Origin of the sequence: Flavobacterium collinsii (assembly GCF_946903285.1) — a bacterium.
Lineage (GTDB): Bacteria > Bacteroidota > Bacteroidia > Flavobacteriales > Flavobacteriaceae > Flavobacterium > Flavobacterium collinsii.
In genome coordinates this window covers 1,041,368-1,061,129 of record NZ_OX336425.1, presented here as the reverse complement: position 1 = coordinate 1,061,129, position 19,762 = coordinate 1,041,368, and the positions used below count along the sequence as shown (strand labels likewise).

General features: G+C 32.7%; 14 protein-coding genes. 12 read left to right on the top strand and 2 right to left on the bottom strand.

Annotated elements, in window-relative coordinates; genetic code table 11:
• The first annotated feature begins 103 nt into the window (after positions 1-103).
• From OGZ34_RS04715 to OGZ34_RS04695, 5 genes are all read left to right on the top strand, one after another.
• Positions 104-2,221, top strand: a complete 2,118-nt coding sequence (locus OGZ34_RS04715; protein ID WP_263362288.1) for a glutamine--tRNA ligase/YqeY domain fusion protein — start codon at positions 104-106, stop codon at positions 2,219-2,221.
• Between the two features lie 1,240 nt (positions 2,222-3,461).
• A complete protein-coding gene (locus OGZ34_RS04710) occupies positions 3,462-3,941 on the top strand; it encodes a hypothetical protein (protein ID WP_263362287.1) in 480 nt (159 codons plus the stop codon).
• Between the two features lie 90 nt (positions 3,942-4,031).
• Positions 4,032-4,358, top strand: coding sequence for a YtxH domain-containing protein (locus OGZ34_RS04705; protein WP_173964535.1), 327 nt, complete (start codon positions 4,032-4,034; stop codon positions 4,356-4,358).
• 126 nt (positions 4,359-4,484) lie between these two features.
• Complete coding sequence (locus tag OGZ34_RS04700; protein WP_173964534.1) at positions 4,485-4,835, top strand: competence protein; 351 nt, start codon at positions 4,485-4,487, stop codon at positions 4,833-4,835.
• 2 nt (positions 4,836-4,837) lie between these two features.
• Entirely contained in the window at positions 4,838-5,092 is a 255-nt protein-coding gene (locus tag OGZ34_RS04695; RefSeq protein ID WP_173964533.1) for a DUF6327 family protein, read from the top strand.
• 20 nt (positions 5,093-5,112) lie between these two features.
• On the opposite strand, the gene OGZ34_RS04690 is transcribed toward OGZ34_RS04695, so the two are convergent.
• Positions 5,113-6,096, bottom strand: coding sequence for an SPFH domain-containing protein (locus OGZ34_RS04690; protein WP_173964532.1), 984 nt, complete (start codon positions 6,094-6,096; stop codon positions 5,113-5,115).
• A 133-nt stretch (positions 6,097-6,229) separates the two neighbouring features.
• Entirely contained in the window at positions 6,230-7,735 is a 1,506-nt protein-coding gene (gene gltX / locus OGZ34_RS04685) for a glutamate--tRNA ligase (protein WP_263362286.1), read from the bottom strand.
• Positions 7,736-7,897: 162 nt separating this feature from the next.
• Here gltX and OGZ34_RS04680 point away from each other — a divergent pair, with 162 nt between their 5' ends.
• From OGZ34_RS04680 to OGZ34_RS04650, 7 genes are all read left to right on the top strand, one after another.
• A complete protein-coding gene (locus OGZ34_RS04680) occupies positions 7,898-11,296 on the top strand; it encodes a coiled-coil domain-containing protein (protein ID WP_263362285.1) in 3,399 nt (1,132 codons plus the stop codon).
• Entirely contained in the window at positions 11,293-11,712 is a 420-nt protein-coding gene (gene ybeY / locus OGZ34_RS04675) for an rRNA maturation RNase YbeY (RefSeq protein ID WP_173964529.1), read from the top strand. The genes OGZ34_RS04680 and ybeY overlap by 4 nt, the downstream gene beginning before the upstream one ends.
• Before the next feature lie 385 nt (positions 11,713-12,097).
• Positions 12,098-13,969, top strand: coding sequence for a tRNA uridine-5-carboxymethylaminomethyl(34) synthesis enzyme MnmG (gene mnmG / locus OGZ34_RS04670; protein ID WP_263362284.1), 1,872 nt, complete (start codon positions 12,098-12,100; stop codon positions 13,967-13,969).
• A gap of 346 nt (positions 13,970-14,315) precedes the next feature.
• The gene (locus OGZ34_RS04665; protein WP_173964527.1) at positions 14,316-15,164 is read left to right on the top strand and encodes a class I SAM-dependent methyltransferase; all 849 of its coding nucleotides are present in this window, start codon (positions 14,316-14,318) and stop codon (positions 15,162-15,164) included.
• 685 nt (positions 15,165-15,849) lie between these two features.
• A complete protein-coding gene (locus tag OGZ34_RS04660) occupies positions 15,850-16,431 on the top strand; it encodes an OmpH family outer membrane protein (RefSeq protein WP_173964526.1) in 582 nt (193 codons plus the stop codon).
• A gap of 100 nt (positions 16,432-16,531) precedes the next feature.
• Positions 16,532-18,811 (top strand): helix-turn-helix domain-containing protein, encoded by a 2,280-nt coding sequence (locus OGZ34_RS04655; RefSeq protein WP_263362283.1) that lies wholly within the window; start codon positions 16,532-16,534, stop codon positions 18,809-18,811.
• A gap of 103 nt (positions 18,812-18,914) precedes the next feature.
• Positions 18,915-19,673, top strand: a complete 759-nt coding sequence (locus OGZ34_RS04650; RefSeq protein WP_263362282.1) for a hypothetical protein — start codon at positions 18,915-18,917, stop codon at positions 19,671-19,673.
• Positions 19,674-19,762 lie beyond the last annotated feature (89 nt).

The window sequence follows — 19,762 nt, the reverse complement described above, 5'->3', positions numbered from 1 at the left end:
ATGTTCCAAGTTGCACGTTTACTGATAAGTTTCTAAAGAAAACTGTAAACTGTAAACCGAAAACTGTAAACTTTTTTATCTTTGCTAAAATTACTATAAAATAATGGCATCAGAAGAGAAATCACTCAATTTTATTGAACAAATCATAGAAGAAGATTTAAAATCAGGTCTTTCTAAAACTAAACTTCATTTTCGTTTTCCACCAGAACCAAACGGTTATTTGCACATTGGACATGCAAGTTCTATTGCATTAAATTTTGGTTTGGGGATTGATTATCAGTCACCTGTAAATTTACGTTTTGACGATACAAATCCGGAGAAAGAAGAGCAGGAGTTTGTTGATGCTATTAAAAAAGATGTGGAGTGGTTAGGATATACCTGGTCAGAAGAACGTTATGCTTCAGATTATTTTCAGCAACTATACGATTGGGCTGTTTTATTGATAAAAAAAGATAAAGCTTATGTAGATAGTCAGTCTTCAGAAGATATGGCCATTCAAAAAGGAACTCCATCCACTACAGGAACGGATAGTCCGTACAGAAACCGTTCAGTTGAAGAGAACCTGGATTTATTTGAAAGAATGAAAAACGGAGAATTTGAGGCTGGTACGCATATACTTCGTGCTAAGATTGACATGAAATCGACCAATATGCTCATGCGCGATCCTATCATGTACAGAATTTTACACAAGCATCATCACAGAACAGGTGATGGTTGGAAAATTTATCCAATGTACGATTGGGCTCACGGACAAAGCGATTATTTAGAAGGCATTTCACACTCATTTTGTACACTTGAATTCTTGCCACATCGTGAATTATACGATTGGTTTTTAGATCAGATTTTAGAAGAAAATAAACTACGTCCGAAGCAAAGAGAATTTGCAAGACGTAATTTATCACATACTGTTGTAAGTAAAAGAAAATTACAGCAACTGGTTAAGGAAAAGCATGTTAACGGTTGGGATGATCCAAGAATGTCAACTATTTCGGGATTAAGAAGACGTGGTTACACGGCTGCTTCATTGCGTAATTTTGCCAATACAATTGGTATTGCAAAACGTGATAACTTGATTAGTGTATCTGTTTTAGAGTTCTGTATCCGTGAAGATTTAAACAAGATTGCACCTCGTGTTATGGCGGTTTTAGACCCTGTAAAATTGGTAATTACGAACTACCCTGAAGGAAAAGAGGAGTGGTTGGAAGCCGAGAACAACCAGGAAGATGAGAATGCCGGTTTCAGAAAAGTACCTTTTTCAAGAGAATTATATATCGAAAGAGAAGACTTTTTAGAAGAAGCTCCGGCTAAATTTTTCCGTTTGACTTTAGGTAAAGAAGTACGTCTTAAGAATGCTTATATCATTAAAGGAGAAAGTGTTATAAAAGATGCTGATGGAAATATTACAGAAATTCATGTAACTTATGATACCGATTCTTTAAGCGGAAGTGGTACAGAAGCAAGTCAGCGAAAAGTATCAGGAACTTTACATTGGGTTTCTATTCAGCATGCTGTTCAAGCCGAAGTTCGCATGTACGATCGTTTGTTTACAGATGAAGCTCCGGACAGTTATAAAGAGAAAAATTTTTTAGATTTTGTCAATCCAAATTCATTAGAAACTATCACAGGATTTGTTGAACCAAGCCTGGCAACAGCTCAAAATGAAGATAAATTTCAGTTTCAACGCTTGGGTTATTTTACTGTTGATAAAGATTCAACTTCTTCAAAACTAGTGTTTAACAAAACAGTTGGACTAAAAGATGCTTGGGAAGAAAAGGGCAAAAAAGAAGAAAACAGTATCAACAATTCTTTAAAAGAAATCAATAAATATTTTAAAGTTGAGACCAAAGCAGAGCGTATTGCGATTGAAAGTGCAATAGGGGAGAGCATCAAAAATGTTTCTAGTTTTTCTTTATTGCAAAATTCTTTAAAGAAGAATATTAACAATAATAAAGGTTCACTGTTGTTTGCTCAGTTTATTTTGAAATATTCAAGTCTGAAATCTGCTGATTTTGAAGAAGAGGATATTAAAAAATTATACACCATGTCACTTCGTAGCGAATCGACTTATGTGAGATCTAAAGCACTTTTAAATTTAAGAGATTTAGAAAATGAAAGTTTGAGAAATCAGTTTGAGGAAGATATTTTAAAATTACATTCAAATCCACCAAAAAATGCTTCGGAGAGAGAAATTGAAATTCTTACCGAGATGATTAAAAAATAATATAATTACAATCTATTGAAAGCGCTTTTTATAAGCGCTTTTTTTATTATTTGTATTTTCTATTGATATTGAAAAAAGTATAATTTTTAGAGATTAAAAACGACCTTCATAAATTAGATTTAAGCTAAAAATTTAATTCTTCCTACTCATTAATCATCTTTTAAAAAACAGTTAAAAATTGAGCTTTATTTTAATTTTTTCCTTTTTTTGGTTTGATTTTACTCTTATCGACAGCAGATTGTTTATAAAGTTGAGAATTATATCAGTTTTGTAAATTGGAGCCAAAATTTGAATCCAATTTGAGATTTTCAGTGAAAATGAATTCAGCTGAATTTATAATTAGTTTTAATTATTGTTATTTTTAAAAATAAGTATTTTATTTATTATTTATATAATCTATGGTTTTGTAAAAAATAATAGATGTTTTATTTAAAAAATGACCTCCATAAATTAGATTTAAGCGAAAAATTTAATTCTTTCGACTCATTAATCATCTTTTAAAAAATAGTTAAAAATTAGTCTTTATTTTAACTTTAGCCTTTATTTCAGCGTATTTTTGACCTTATTAACAACAGTTTGTTTATAAAATTGGCAGATACATCCGTTTTGTATATTCCGACCTAAATTTTGATCCAATTGCAGATTTTTGAGAGATATGAACCTATAAATTTAAGAATCAATTTTAATTATTGAAATTGTATTTTTTAATTATATAATTTATTATTTATAAAAACTATTTTATTTTTAAAATTTATAGATTGTTTATATTAAAAACAGCTTTCATAATTTAGTTCTAAGACGTTTTTTTTATTTCTTCCATCTCATAACTCATTTATTGAATAATCGTTGATTTATGGCCTTTATTTTAATTTTTGATGTTATTTTTCTCAGTTTAACGGGTTATTAACACACAATTGTTTATAAAGTTCGTATTTTTATGCTAATGTCAAATTGAAAATGTTTTTTCGATAATTTAAAACGAAAGTTGAGAATCGAAAAGTGAGTTGGGGTAAAGTTTAAAAATGAATCATTTTTACTTTAGTTTTAATTCTAGAAATGAATTCTTGCCAATCGTTTTATATTCTAATTTTCATTGTGATCTCATTTTGATAATACTTTAGTAGATAAGTATTTTTTCAAAGTAGTTTCATAATGTTAAAAATTATAGAATTATTCATACTGATAGTTTCAAATTTTGATTTTCAATTTTTGACTGTAAACAATTTAAATTTATTTAGTTATGAAAAATATTATTATTACACTGTCGTTTTTATTTGCAAATCTTGCAATTGGTCAAACGCACCAAATTACAAAACACAATGGAGAACAATTGGATGTTAATTTCATCAAACAGGAAAATGATTTAATTTATTATTCATTAGGTGGGAGTAGAGAAGAACAGAAAATTAGTAAGTACGCGGTTTCACAATTGACCAATAAAGAAACAAAAGAAACTAAAAAAATAAGCGATAAAGTTCTGGTTGATTCTAAATCAGATTACAAATTTGTTACAGTTTTACCTCAGGAGAAAACAGCCGGTTTGAAACAAGTAGCTAATTTTTCAGGAGTGTCAACAAAAACAAAAGGAGAGTCGCCACTTGCAAATCAGAAACAGACTGCCATGAGAATAAAATCAAAGTTGGCTTCAAACGGATATCCGTTTGTGAGCATTGTTGAAAAAGCAGATGGAAAGTATGAAGCTGTAGCTTATGCGTATTAAATTTAGTGTTAACTTTTATTAAATAACCTCAAGTCAGTATTTTATAATTTAAAAAAAGAGTACCTTTATTAATCATTTAAACGAAATATTATGTCAAAGAACTTAAATACTGTAGCAGCAATTTTAGGTGCTGCGGCCGCTGGTGCAGCGATTGGAATTTTATTTGCTCCCGACAAAGGATCTAAAACTCGTGCTAAACTTAAGGAAGGTTTAGATGATGCAACACATAATTTGAAAGATTCGCTTTCAGCAAGTTCTGAGGTTTTGCGTGAAAAATTTACACATGCAAAGGAAAATTTAGATGGAACTTATGGTGAATTACTTTCAAATATGAGTTATAAAACAGAAGAAGTAATTAGTTTTTTAGAAACTAAACTGGCTGATTTAAAAGCACAAAACGCTAAACTTCAGAAATAATAATCCAGGAAGCACAAAGCTTAGTATGATTTATTGATTGTGTAGATTATTTTACTCTTTAGAATAATTGAACTGCAATTTTTAAATCATGAGTTTTGTGCTTCTTTTTTTAATCAAATTATAATTATGGCTTTTGAAGAATTAAAAGAAAATACTGAAAATATTCAGGATCAGGCTAAAATTTATCTCGATAGTCATTTGGCCTACTATAAACTTTGGGGTTTTAAGGTTGCCATGAAGTCAACTACCTTAATTTTTAAGTTTACTTTGATTTTACTATGTGTTGGAATGGTATTACTTTTTGGATCTGTAGCAGCAGCTTTCGCTTTTAGTTACCTGTTTGGGAGTTATACATTAGGATTTCTAACGGTAGGAGGGATCTATCTTGTGGCCACAATACTGCTTTTCTTTGTAAAAGATAAGTTTGTTGAAGGACCAATTTTGGAAAAATTTTCAGAAATATTTTTTAATGATTAATTATGGAGACGAAAAAATATTCATCATATGCGGAGATCGAAAGAGATTTAGAAATTCTGAAGTTGGAGAAGGAGATTAATTATCAAAAATTAGTTTTAAGTTTCCAAAAAACAAAAGAGTCTATAACACCGCAAAGTATTGTAAACGGAGTTTTTTCTTCTTATAAAGAATACTTTTTTAGTTCTTATCCGCAAATTTTACAATCTATTTTACCGTTTATTATCAACTGGTTTATAAAGAAAAAAAGAGGCAAATGAGCCTCTTTCTTTTTGTATAATTATTTTACTTCTGGTTGAATGTCATCTTCATAACCTGATTGCTGTGGTTCGATTGGTTTTGGTTTTACAATTTTCTTATTGTTTTTCTTCATCATTTCACCAACCTGATTGGATGCCGTAAAAGAAGCAACCATATTGTTTAGCATATCACTTCCGGCTTGCGGAGAATTTGGTAATAGAATTAAGTTTGAATTAGCATCTGCACCAATGGCTTGGAGCGTATCATAATGTTGTGTGACTACAATTAAGGCAGAAGCTTCTTGAGAATTAATTCCAACATTGTTCAAAACTTCAACACTTTCTACAAGACCTCTTGCAATTTCACGGCGTTGATCTGCAATACCTTGTCCTTGTAAACGTTTACTTTCAGCTTCAGCTTTTGCTTTAGCAACAATTCTAATTCTGGAGCTTTCAGCTTCAAATTCAGCAGCAGTTTTTTCTCTGTCAGCTGCATTAATTCTGTTCATGGCATTTTTTACCTGAATGTCCGGATCAATATCTGTTACCAAAGTATTGATAATATCATAACCGTAAGTAGTCATTGCTTCATTTAGTTCTCTTTTTACCGCAATTGCAATATCATCTTTTCTTTCAAAAACATCATCAAGTTTTAGTTTGGGAACTTCGGCACGAACTACATCAAATACATAAGCAGTAATCTGATCATGTGGATATTCAAGTTTATAAAAAGCATCATATACTTTTTCCTGAATAACTTTAAACTGAACCGAAACTTTCATTTTGATAAAAACGTTGTCTTTAGTTTTGGTTTCAATAATAACATCCAACTGTTGAATCTTAAGATTAACACGTCCGGCCAATCGATCGACCAACGGAATTTTTAATTGCAAACCTGAATTTCTAACACTCAAAAATTTACCGAATCTTTCTATAATTACCGAAGATTGTTGTTTCACAGTAAAAAAGGAAGACATTAGTATGAAGAATGCCAGGACTAGAATAATAATAAATGCTGTGTTCATGGTGATACTTATTTAGTTTTTGATGTTGTAAATTACGAATATTCTTCCAATTTAAAATTTTAAAACATTAAAAAAACGCTAAGAACATTTGTTTGATGTTACTTAGCGTTTCTATAATTAAATGGAACTCTGCTTATAAAGTTGAAATTGCTTTCTGAATTCTCGAAATAGTTTCTTCTTTTCCAATGATTTCAACAATGTCAAATAGGTGAGGGCCTTTAAGGGCTCCGACCAAACTCAAGCGGAAAGGTTGCATTACTTTACCCATTCCAATTTCATTTTTCGTTAACCAATCTTTTACGATAGTTTCAATATTGGCAGAAGTAAAATCTTCGATATTTTCAAGAACCGAAATTAATTCCTGCATCAAAGTTGGAGTTTCTTCCTTCCAGTTTTTGCTTGCTTTTTCATCATATGATGTAGGAGCCTGGAAAAAGAAATCTGTTAAATCCCAAAATTCTGATACGAAATGTGCACGTTCTTTAATAGAGGAAACAATTCTTGTCAGATCAAATTTAGAAATATCAATACCTTTTTCAGTTAGAATAGGAGAGAAGTCTTTCGCTAAATCAGTATCATTTTGTTTGATTAGATACTGATGATTGAACCATTTGTTTTTCTCAGGATCAAATTTAGCTCCAGATTTATGAACTCTATTCAGGTCAAAAGCTTCTACCAATTCTTCTAATGAAAATAATTCTTTGTCAGTTCCATCATTCCAACCTAATAGAGCAAGGAAGTTTACAACCGCTTCCGGGAAAAATCCTTTTTCTCTGTAACCGGAAGAAATGCCTTCTTCTGTTTTCCATTCTAACGGGAAGACAGGAAATCCTAATTTATCACCATCCCTTTTTGATAATTTTCCGTTTCCAAATGGTTTTAAAATCAAAGGTAAATGTGCAAATTCCGGAGCATCCCAACCAAAAGCTCTGTATAATAAAACGTGAAGTGGCATTGATGGCAACCATTCTTCACCACGAATTACATGTGATGTTTCCATCAAATGATCATCAACAATATTGGCTAAGTGGTATGTTGGCATTCCGTCACTTTTAAACAAGACTTTATCATCAAGTAAACTGGTTTCAAATTTTACATCACCACGTATGATATCTTTCAAATGTAAAGTTTCATCAACTGGAGTTTTAAAACGAATTACATAATGTTCTCCATTAGCGATTCTTTTAGCAACTTCTTCAGCAGAAATTACTAATGAAGTATCTAGTTTTTCACGAATAGTATGATTGTAAATAAAAGTTTTTCCTTCAGCTTCTTGTTCTTTTCTCAAAGTATCTAAAGCTTCCGGAGTATCAAAAGCATAATACGCCCATTCGGAATTGATCAGTTGACTGGCGTAAGTTTGGTATAATTCTTTACGATCACTTTGTCTGTACGGACCAAATTTTTCATTTTTTCCAACAGTTTCTTCAGGAGCAATTCCTAACCATTCCAGTGCTTCCATTATATAAGCTTCTGCACCGGGAACAAAACGGGTTTGATCAGTATCTTCAATTCTTAAATAAAAAACACCATTATTTTTTTTTGCAAATAAATAATTGAATAGGGCAGTACGCACTCCGCCAATATGTAGTGGTCCTGTTGGACTTGGTGCAAAACGCACACGAACTTGCTTTGACATTTGTTTAAATTTTGATGCAAAGATACGACTCTAATTAGATAATTAGAAAATGACTTTAATTGTGATAATGACTTATTTGTAATACAATTGACTAATTATCGAATTGATCATTATATCATTAAAATTAGTACTTTTATAGGTTATAAATAAAACAGATTCACATTGAAAACAACATCTGCTATATACCAAAAGCTAGAAGCATTTATAAAAAAGTATTATACAAACGAATTGATAAAAGGAGGACTTCTTTTTATTGGTTTCGGATTGTTGTATTTTCTTTTTACACTTTTCATCGAGTATTTCCTATGGTTAAAACCATTTGGAAGAACCGCATTGTTTTGGTTATTTATAGGAGTAGAAGTTTTTCTTTTGTTTCGATTTATTTTATTTCCGGTTTTTAAGTTGTTTAAACTTCAAAAAGGAATAGACTACAACCAAGCTTCGGCTATTATTGGAAATCATTTTACAGAAGTAAGTGATAAACTAACTAATTTTTTGCAATTGTCAGCTTCCGAAAGTTCGGCCGAAAGTTCAGAATTGATGCTGGCTTCCATAGAGCAAAAAGCCAATTCTTTACAACCAATTCCTTTTGGGAATGCAATCAATTTTAAGACCAATAAAAAGTATTTGCCATTAGCAATTGTTCCGGTCTTGCTTTTTGCTGTGTTTTATATTTCAGGAAACAGCAATGTTATTTCTCAAAGTTTAAATAGAGTCGTACATTTTAATGCTACCTTTTTACCACCGGCACCTTTTAAATTTGTGGTGTTGAATGATAATTTACAAACAGAGCAGAACAAAGATTTCGTTGTCAAAATAGAATCTGTTGGAAAGGTGGTTCCGGAGAATGTGATGATTCATATTGGTAATGAAAGTTATTTTATGGAATCAGCTCAACCAGGAAAGTTTGAATTCAAAATTGAAAAACCGGTAGAGAATGTTTCGTTTTCTTTTGAAGGAAATTCTGTTTCATCGGAGGAGTATGAGTTAAAAGTTATAACAGTTCCTTCAATTGTCAACTTCGAAATGGTTCTTAATTTTCCATCCTATTTAAAAAGAAAATCAGAAACTATTCAGGGAACGGGGAATGCTATTTTGCCTGAAGGAACTTTGGTGACCTGGAAAATGAAAACACAATCAACTCAGGAGATTGTTTGGAGGGACGATAACTCAGTTTTTAAGTTTAATAAGGATGAAAATGAGTTTAAATTGACTAAAAACATCAGTCAAAATACAGAATATCAAATTCTTACATCGAATAATAAGGTCAAAAACTACGAAAAATTAGATTATCAGCTGTCAGTTATCAAAGATCAGCATCCAACAATCAATGTTGCACCTGCTCCGGATAGTTTAAAGTTAGATAAAAACTATGTTTTAGGAAGGTTAGGAGACGATTACGGCTTGTCTAAATTGCAGGTTGTTTATTACGAACGAAACAAACCAAACACTGCCAAGCGTGGAACAATACCGGTGAAGTCTGGAGTATTTGATCAGTTTGTTTTTAATTTTCCAAGCAATCTGGCGGTGCAGGAGGGAGTAGCTTACGAATACTATTTTGAAGTTTTTGATAACGATACGCCTCATGGATTCAAGAGTACAAGATCTTCTGTGTTCTCTGATCGTGTTTCGACTACGGATGAAATTCATGATTTGGAATTGCAACAACAGAATGCGAACATTAATAGTTTAGAGAAATCTTTAAAAAATCAAACCAAGCAATTTTCTGAAATAGATAAGATTCAGAAGGCAGGAAAAGAGAAAGATAATTTAGAGTTTAAAGATCAGCAGAAAGTAAATGATTTTATCAAACGTCAGAAACAACAGGATGAATTGATGAAGCAGTTTACAGAGAAAATGAATAAGAATTTGGATAAGTTTCAGTCTGATAAAAAAGACAAAACGGCTGATGATTTACAAAAGAGACTCGACAATGCAGAAAAGGATTTGGAAAAGAATCAGAAGTTAATGGATGAATTGAAGAGCTTAAATGATAAATTGAACAGCGAAGATTTGTTTGATAAGATGGAAAAATTCAAACAGATTAGTAAGAATCAATCTCGTAATTTGGAGCAATTGGTAGAATTAACCAAACGTTTTTATGTGTCTAAGAAAGCAGAACAGGTTGCTGAAAAATTAAACAAGCTTGCAGAAAAACAAGAACAACTTTCAAATAAAGACAAAGAGAATACACAGGATAAGCAGGAAGACATCAATAAAGATTTTGATAAAATCCAGGAAGATTTAAAGGATCTGAAAGAGGAAAATAAAACTTTAAAAGCTCCATTAGATATTCCATCTGATGCTTCGAAAGAAAAAGATGTGAAGAATGATTTGCAAAAAGCTTCTGAAGAATTGGGTAAAAAGAATTCGTCTTCGGCCAAACCAAAACAGAAGAGTGCTGCTAAGAAGATGAAAAGCATGGCCGAACAAATGGATGCTGGTATGGAAGGTGGAGAGCAGGAGCAAATGGAAGAAGATGTTGCCATGTTACGTCAAATTCTGGATAACCTTTTAGCGTATTCTTTATCTCAGGAAGATGTGATGAAACAGTTTAGAACTATGAAACTGGGGTCTTCGGCTTACACAAAGAATATTAAAATTCAACAAAACCTGAAACAGCAGTTTCGATATGTTGATGATAGTTTGTTTGCTTTATCACTTCGTAACCCTAAAGTGGCAGAAGATGTAACAAAGGAAATTGGTAATGTGCAGTACAATATTGATAAAGCGATTGAAAGTTTGAGCGATGTTCAGGTTCCAAAAGGAGTATCTCATCAGCAGTATGCAGTTTCTTCTGCTAATAAACTTGCCGATTTTTTAAGTGATTTATTAAATAACATGCAGATGTCTATGTCAAAACCGGGATCGGGAAAACCAAAACCTGGGGATGGACAAGGGATGCAATTGCCTGATATTATTCAAAAGCAAAAAGGGTTAGGTGATAAAATGAAAGAAGGAATGCAGTCGGGTAGTAAACCTGGAGATAAACCTGGGAATAAATCAGGAGATAAACCGGGAGAAGGAAAAAATGGTGAAGGTAAAGAAAGTAATGGTAAGGATGGTAAAGGTAAAAACGGTGATGGTAAAACTGGTCAGGGAAATAAAAATGGAAGTCAAAGTAATGGGGAGATGAAGGACAATGATGGAGAAGGAGATGCCGAAGCGATCATGGAAATTTATAAAGAGCAAGTAAAGTTGCGTGAAGCTTTGCAAAAAGAATTAGCAAAAAAAGGATTGGATTCTCAAGGTAAATCTGTAATCGATCAGATGAAAGCTTCTGAAAAACAAATTTTGAATAAAGGTTTTAAGAATGAGAACTTGCAACGTATCCTTAATATTCAGCAAGAATTACTAAAATTAAACAACGCAGTTCAACAACAGGGCCAAGATACGAAGCGTCAATCTGAAACTAATAAGACTGAATTTCCTAATAGAACAAACGCTTTGCCGAGTTCGTTACGGGAATATTTAAATAGTGTGGAGATATTAAACAGACAATCACTACCTTTGCGCTCGAATTTTAATCAAAAAGTTCAAGAATATTTTAATACAAAATGATCAATTTTAATTACGAAACCGAATTTACTTTAGACAACGAACAAGCTTTTTCTGATTGGATAAGTGCTGTTATCGTTTCTGAAAACAAAAACGAAGGAGAGATAAATTATATTTTTTGTGATGATGAGTATCTTCATAAGATAAATGTAGAATATCTGGATCACGACACACTAACAGATATTATCAGCTTTGATTACACTGTTGGCAACGAACTTAACGGAGATATTTTTGTTTCTGTTGAAAGAGTAGAAGATAATGCTAAAGATTTCAATGTTTCTTTTGCTGAAGAATTGAAAAGAGTTTTAGCGCACGGGATATTACATTACTGTGGATATAAAGATAAAAGTGATGCTGAAGCTGAGTTAATGCGATCTAAAGAAGATGAAAAAATCGCTATGTTTCACGTGGAACAGTAGTTTAAATTCTTTTTCTTGAATTTGTTTTATGTGTTCCACGTGAAACAAAGCAGGAAAAAGAGAGAGGAGTTAAAAGTGTTTCACGTGGAACATGTGAAACGGGAAGTAGATTTTGGTATTACGGAGTATGTGTAAGTGTTTCACGTGGAACAGAAAGAATACTGAGTTTGGAGATCTTCAATTGTTTCACGTGAAACAATAGGCTTGAAAAGCACAAAGGTTTGAAAAAGTAAAGTGTTAGGTTTTAAATAGGTGTTTCTAGTTTGAGATTGAAAACTTGAATTTTGAAACCTGAAGCAAAATCCGCGTTCCACGTGGAACAAAAGAATGTAAAAATTAATTCTGAGGACCGCCTTAAACGGTTTCCAGAGAATAGTAAAAAGAAATGTTTTTAGAAGAATACGATGTTATTGTAGTCGGTGCCGGTCATGCAGGTTCTGAGGCCGCGGCAGCGGCAGCAAATTTGGGATCCAAAACTTTATTGGTGACTATGAGTTTGCAGAACATTGCACAGATGTCTTGTAATCCGGCTATGGGTGGAATTGCAAAAGGACAGATTGTGCGTGAAATTGATGCGTTGGGCGGATACTCAGGAATTGTTTCTGACCGAACGGCTATTCAATTTAAGATGTTGAATAAATCGAAGGGACCAGCAATGTGGTCTCCAAGAGTTCAAAGTGATCGAATGCGTTTTGCAGAAGAATGGAGAATGATGTTGGAGGGAACTCCAAATTTGGATTTCTACCAGGAGATGGTGAAAGGTTTGATTATTGAGAATGGAAAGATAAAAGGAATCAAAACTTCGCTGGGAGTTGAGATCCGATCTAAATCGGTTGTGTTGACAAACGGAACTTTTTTAAACGGTTTGATTCATATTGGAGAAAAACAGTTTGGTGGAGGTAGAGCGGGTGAAAGTGCTGCAACAGGAATTACTGAAGATTTGGTTCAGGCAGGATTTGAAGCAGGAAGAATGAAAACAGGAACGCCACCACGAGTTGATGGACGTTCGTTGGATTATTCTAAAATGAACGAAGAAAAAGGAGATGCAAAGCCGGATAAGTTTTCTTATTCTGATTTGACAACTCCGTTAACGCATCAGCGGTCTTGTTACATGACGTATACTTCATTGGATGTTCATGATATTTTGAGAGAGGGTTTTGATCGTTCGCCAATGTTTAACGGAAGGATCAAAAGTCTTGGTCCAAGATATTGCCCTTCGATAGAAGATAAGATTAATCGTTTTGCAGATAAGGAGCGTCACCAATTATTTGTGGAGCCGGAGGGATGGAATACCTGCGAAGTTTATGTGAACGGATTTTCGACTTCACTTCCGGAGGATATTCAATTTAAAGCATTGCGTTCTGTAGCCGGTTTTGAAAATGTGAAATTCTTCCGTCCGGGTTATGCAATCGAATATGATTATTTCCCGCCAACGCAATTGAAACATACTTTGGAAACAAAGTTGGTTGAAGGTTTATATTTTGCCGGACAAATTAACGGAACAACAGGATATGAAGAAGCAGCTTCTCAAGGTTTGATGGCTGGAATAAATGCGCATTTGAAAGTACATGAAAAAGCGCCGTTGATTTTGAAACGCGATGAAGCTTATATTGGAGTTTTGATTGACGACTTGATTACGAAAGGAACGGAAGAACCTTATCGTATGTTTACATCAAGAGCAGAGTATAGAACTTTGTTGCGTCAGGATAATGCCGATTTTAGATTAACGCCAATGTCACACGAAATTGGTCTTGCTTCTGAAAAGCGTTTGCGCCGAATGGAGAAGAAATTAAACGAATCTGAAAAGATGGTTGCTTTCTTTAGAGAAACGAGCGTTTCGGTTGCTGAAACAAATCCCATTTTAGAAGCTAAGGAAACAGCTCCAATTTCACAAGGTGATAAAATGTTTAAAGTTTTCTCTCGTCCGCAAATTGATTTGGAAGACATGCTGAAATTTGAAAAAGTGAAAGCGTATATAGAAGAGAATGATTTGGATCAGGAAATTTTAGAGCAAGCAGAGATACAGGTTAAATATTCCGGTTATATCGAAAAGGAAAGAAATAATGCTGATAAGCTTACTCGTTTGGAAGAAGTGAAAATTCCTGAGAATTTTGATTATGAAAAAATAAAATCAATGTCAATAGAAGCGAAGCAAAAGTTAAGCAAGATTCGTCCTATTACAATTTCGCAGGCTTCGAGAATAAGCGGAGTTTCTCCTAGTGATATTTCGGTATTATTGATTTACATGGGAAGATAGAAAATTAGAGACGCACAGTTAGTGCGTCTTTATTTGTTTCAGGTTTTCTTTGTTGGAAGTTTCAGGTTTTTTTGTTTCAAGTTTAATATTTCACATTTCACATTTTTTCGATTGTAGAAAAGTGTGTTATTAAAGTATAAGAAAAAGTAAATTATAAAAACAAAAGAAATTTGTTCCACGTGAAACTATTTTGCTAAACCTTGATGTCATTGAAAAAAAACTAAAAAACTTAGCGTGATGCATTGATGTGCATTTAAAAGTTATAAATTAAAACTTGTTGCATTAACAGCTGTTGTGTAATGAAAAAAGTATGTTGCCAAATTCTATTAAAAACCTATAATTAAAAATGAACGTTTTAAACAAAAAACATTTTCTTACTGTAAAAGACCATTCTGTATCTAAAGAAATTTTTGATCTGTATTACGATGAAACTTTAGATATGCTGATTACTTCTCCACAACCCGATTTAGAGAATCTTGGAAGATATTACGAAAGTGAAGATTATATTTCTCATACCGACAATAAAAGGTCCTTGTTTGAAAAAGCATATCATTTTGTGAAAAATATAGCTTTAAAAAATAAGCTGAATTTAATCAATGAAGAGCAATCTCAAAAAGGAAGAATTTTAGATATTGGTGCGGGAACGGGAGATTTTTTATTAACAGCAAAAAATGACGGTTGGGAAACTGTTGGAGTAGAACCAAGTGATAGAGCAAAAAATATCGCGATAGAAAAAGGAATTTCTTTTGTAAATGGAATTGATGCTCTTGAAAATAATTCTTTTGATGTAATTACCATGTGGCATGTTTTAGAACATGTGCCAAATTTAGAATTGCAAATACAGGAATTGAAGCGTTTGTTAAAACCAACTGGAACTTTAATTGTTGCGGTTCCAAATTTCAAATCGTATGATGCAAAATATTATAATGAATTTTGGGCAGCTTATGATGTGCCAATTCACTTCTGGCATTTTTCTAAAAAAGCGATTCAGTCTCTTTTTGAAAAAGTAGATATGAAATTGGAAAAAGTACTTCCTATGAAATTTGATTCTTTTTATGTGAGTTTGTTATCCGAAAAATACAAAACCGGAAAAATGAATTATATCAGTGCCTTTTTAGTGGGATTAAGATCAAATTTAAAAGCGGGCAATACAAAAGAGTATTCATCGCACATTTATGTCTTGAAAAACAATTAAAACGTAAAATAAGCGCATTTAAGGCGTTTTTTAGAGTAAAAGGAGGGATTGTATCATCTTTTTTTAGAAAACGTCTTAAATATAAGCTATGAAAGCCACTTTTAATAGTGATATTTTATAGTAAAATGGGACTCCATAAGTAAAACTAATGTCATAAAAAACGACACGTTTTTTCAAATTTTGCTCTGAAATTTTGCTTTTTTAAATTTTGAATGCAATGACTTAAAAAGAATAAAAGTTTTTCTTTTTTGAAGCCATTTCTTTTTTGCATTTGAGAAAATACTTCCGATCAAATTTTACTTTAAGTTTTGTTCGAAGAATACAAAAATTGAAAAATGAGTTTTTTTAACTTCATTTTTTTTGCTGATTTGTGATCAAATTTCGAGTAGTAGTCAAAATCGCTGTTTTCTGCAGATTTAGCCCCTATAATTAGCTTAAAACGGAAAATAAGTGCGTCTAAGGCATTTTCTAATGAAAGAGGAAGGTTTGTGTTGTCTTTTTTTAGAAAACAGCTTAAATAAAAGCTGTGAAAGCCGCTTTCAATAGCGATGTTTTATGGTAAAATTCCTCTCTATAAATAAAACTAATATCATATAAATTATAGCATTTTTTAAACTTTATGTTGATGCTATTTATTTTTTTATATTTTTGTCTCCAATACATTAAAAAAATAGAAATTCAAAAAATGAAAAAAGCATTAGTAATTATCGCACTTTCAATTTTCGCCGTTTCGTGTAGCAAAACTGCAGAAGTTAAGGAAGTAAAAACAGCTTACGTAGATACTTCAGTTTTAATGAAAGAGTACACTGAAGCAAAAGACCTTGAAGCAAAATACAAAGCTCAAGCAGAAGAAAAAGGAAGACAACTACAAGCTGAGATTACACGTTTTAAACAAGACGCTGCTAATTTTCAAAGTCAAGCACAGGCTAACGGTCAGGCCTGGGCCCAACAAAGAGGTGCTGAGTTACAAAAAAGAGAACAACAATTGGGTTATGCTCAACAGGCTTTGTCTCAACAATTGCAACAGGAAAGTGGTGTTGAAATGGATTCTCTAGTAAGTGGAGTTAAAAAATTCATCAAAGATTACGGTAAGAAAAACGGTTACTCTTATATCTACGGAACTGGTGATGCTGCTTCAATTTTATACGCTGAAGAAAAATATGATATTACAAAAGATATCATTAAAGCTTTGAATGATAAGTATAAATCAAGCCCAAAATCAGAAGAAAAACCGGCAGTAAAAGAAGTAGAAGCTGCTAAAAAATAATACCAAACTAACTAACTAAATTTAAAAACCTAAATCTGTCAAGATTTAGGTTTTTTCTTTTATAAAAATGCGATACTTTTAGTTTTTCAATACACGCCCAATGCAAAACGTTACAGAAGCAGCTGCTTACACCTTACAATTTATCAATCAAACGCAAAAATCGATTTTCCTCACTGGTAAAGCAGGAACAGGAAAAACTACGCTTTTACGCGAAATCATTGCTACAACCCATAAAAACACTGTAGTTGTTGCTCCTACGGGAATTGCAGCTTTAAATGCTGGCGGTGTTACGATTCACTCGATGTTTCAGTTGCCATTTTCAGCCTTTATTCCATCCTATGAAGAGGCTTCTCAGTTTACTGAAACCGTGAAATTTGAGAATAAAGAAACTTTACGCCGACACTTTAAAATGAATAATGTGAAGCGTAACGTAATCAGGAATATGGAGCTTTTGATTATTGATGAAGTCAGTATGTTACGTGCTGATCTGTTGGATGCAATTGATTTTATGATGCAGACTGTACGTAAAAATACCCGTGCTTTTGGAGGTGTTCAGGTGCTTTTTATTGGCGATTTGTTGCAGCTTCCTCCGGTAATCAGAGATGAAGAATGGCGAACTTTGCGCAATTATTACAAAGGAAAATTCTTTTTTCATTCGCATGTAATTCAGCAGTATCCGCCGTTATATATTGAATTATCAAAGATTTATCGTCAGTCAGATGATACTTTTATTTCGGTTTTGAATAATCTTCGAAACAATCAGATTACTCCTCAGGATATTCAGGTTTTAAATGAATATGTGAAACCTGATTTTGATTTAAAAAATAATCCCGGATATATTACACTTACTACGCATAATGCCAAAGCCGATTCGATTAACGAGCAGGCAATTGGCGATTTAGCTGGAAATGAATTCGCTTATCAGCCGTTTATTGTGGGTGATTTTGCGGAGAAAATTTTTCCGGTTGAAGAAAATTTAAAACTTAAAGTAGGCGCTCAGGTTATGTTTGTCAAAAATGATTTATCTTTTGAAAAGCGTTATTTCAATGGAAAAATGGGCGTTGTAAAGTCACTTTCGGCCGAAGAAATTTTTATTCATTTTCCGGAAGAAGATAAAACCATTGAAGTTGAAAAATACGAGTGGAAAAACATTCGTTACAAAGTAAACGAACTCACAAAAGAAGTCGAAGAAGAGGTTTTGGGTACATTTGCGCATTATCCGTTAAAACTGGCTTGGGCAATTACCGTGCATAAAAGTCAGGGATTAACTTTTGAGAAAGCTGCGCTCGATGTATCGCAAGTTTTTTTGCCTGGACAAGCATATGTAGCATTATCGCGTTTAACGTCCTTAAACGGGCTTATTTTACTGTCTCCGCTGCAAATGAATGGTATTTCGAACGACCAGGATGTGATGGACTATGCTTTAAATAAAGCAACAGAAGAGGTTTTAAAACATTCTTTGCATTTTGAAACGAAGAATTTTATTCATAACTATTTGATTAGCAGTTTTAATTGGGCTGATTTGGCGCAAGAATGGCGCAATCACCGTTTTAGTTATAACGAAAATGCGGTTACTTCTGAAAAATCAAAACATTCTGCCTGGGCACATAAACGTTTAGAAATAATAGATTCGCTGGCAGATCCTGCACAAAAATTCGTGCATCAGCTTAATAAAATTTTCAATAAAGAAACTGTCGATCTCTTTTTTGTACAGGAAAGGGTAGTGGCAGCTTATGATTATTTTTTTAAACCAATGGATAAACTGGTTACGGATCTTTTGAATAAAATGGCCGAAATTCAGAAGTTTAAAAAAGTAAAAGAGTTCTACGAAGAGCTCGCTTTTCTGGATGATTTGCAAACGAAAGCAGTTTTGCGCTTAATGAAGGCCAAATTGCTTATAGAAATTGTTGTTGCAGGTGAAACCATCTGTAAAGAGAAATTGTCGTCTACAGCGATTAAAAACTACAAATCAGACAAGGTTGCAAAGATCCGAGAGGAATTTAATATGTCGAACACTGATATTTTTAAATCTGAAGAACCTACAGTGCGCTATACGGCACGCAAATTAGAAAAAAGTACACCAAAGGCCGAAAAGAAAACAACCATTGAAGAAACGCATGATTTGTGGCTGGAGAAAAATTCTATTCAGGATATTGCCCGAATTCGTAAACTTACAGTGCAAACTGTAGAGATGCATTTGGTTAAATTAATTCAGGCTAAAAAAGTCGAGATCTCAGATGTTTTACCGTATGATAAAATCCTGGCTTTACGTGAAGCTTTTGAGTTTTATCAGGAAGAATCCCTAAGTCCGTTAAAAGAAAAATATGGCGATGAATTTACGTGGGATGAACTTAAAATGTTTAAGGCCAGTATAAATTGATTTCTGATTTTGTAACTTAGAGTTTCAGAATTTGGAGTTTGATTCTGGAGATTCTAATGAAATTTAGTAATCAATTATAAAAACATTATGTAAAATAGAAATCATGAAAAAGTTGCTATACATGCTATTCATAAGCATTACGGTTCAAAATATATCGGGGCAGGATTTGAAACCTGAATATCGAAAGTTTGTCAAAAAATTTATTGATAATGTAAAAAATAATAGGAAAGAGGCTGTTGCAGAGGCTATTAAATATCCTTTAAGAAGAGAGAATCCAATTCCGTCTATCAAGAATAAAACAGAATTTGTAAAAAGATATGATGAAATTTTTGATACTAAACTGAAAACTGAAATTTCACAATCGAATCCTGCAAAAGACTGGTCAGAAGTGGGTTGGCGTGGCATAATGCTAAATCAGGGAACTTTGTGGATGGATACTGATGGTAAAGTTTTTTCGATTATTTATCAGTCAAAAGTTGAAAACTATATCAAAAGTAAATTAATAGCTTCTGAAAAAAGTAAACTTCACCCGTCAATTACTAAGTTTAAAGAGCCACAAATTATCATAGAAACAGCTAAATTCAGAGTTCGAATTGATGACTTAGGAAATGATAATTACAGATATGCTTCATGGTCGATAAAACAATCAATGAGCGAAAAACCGGATTTAATTATTACCAACGGAAAATGGTTTCATGACGGAACCGGCGGAAATAATCATTACGATTTCAAAAAAGGTAATTTTCTTTACCAGTGTTATATTACTGTTTTGGGTACAAAAGATTCAGCACCAGCTACTTTAACCATTTGTCAAAACGGAAGAGAAATTCTTAATCAGGACGCTAAAATTGTTCCACGTTAAACAAAATCCTATTCGAGAGAATAGGATTTTTTGTTTTATAGCCCGATTTAAATTTAAGTACAGCTGTTATAAATTATCTATATTTGATT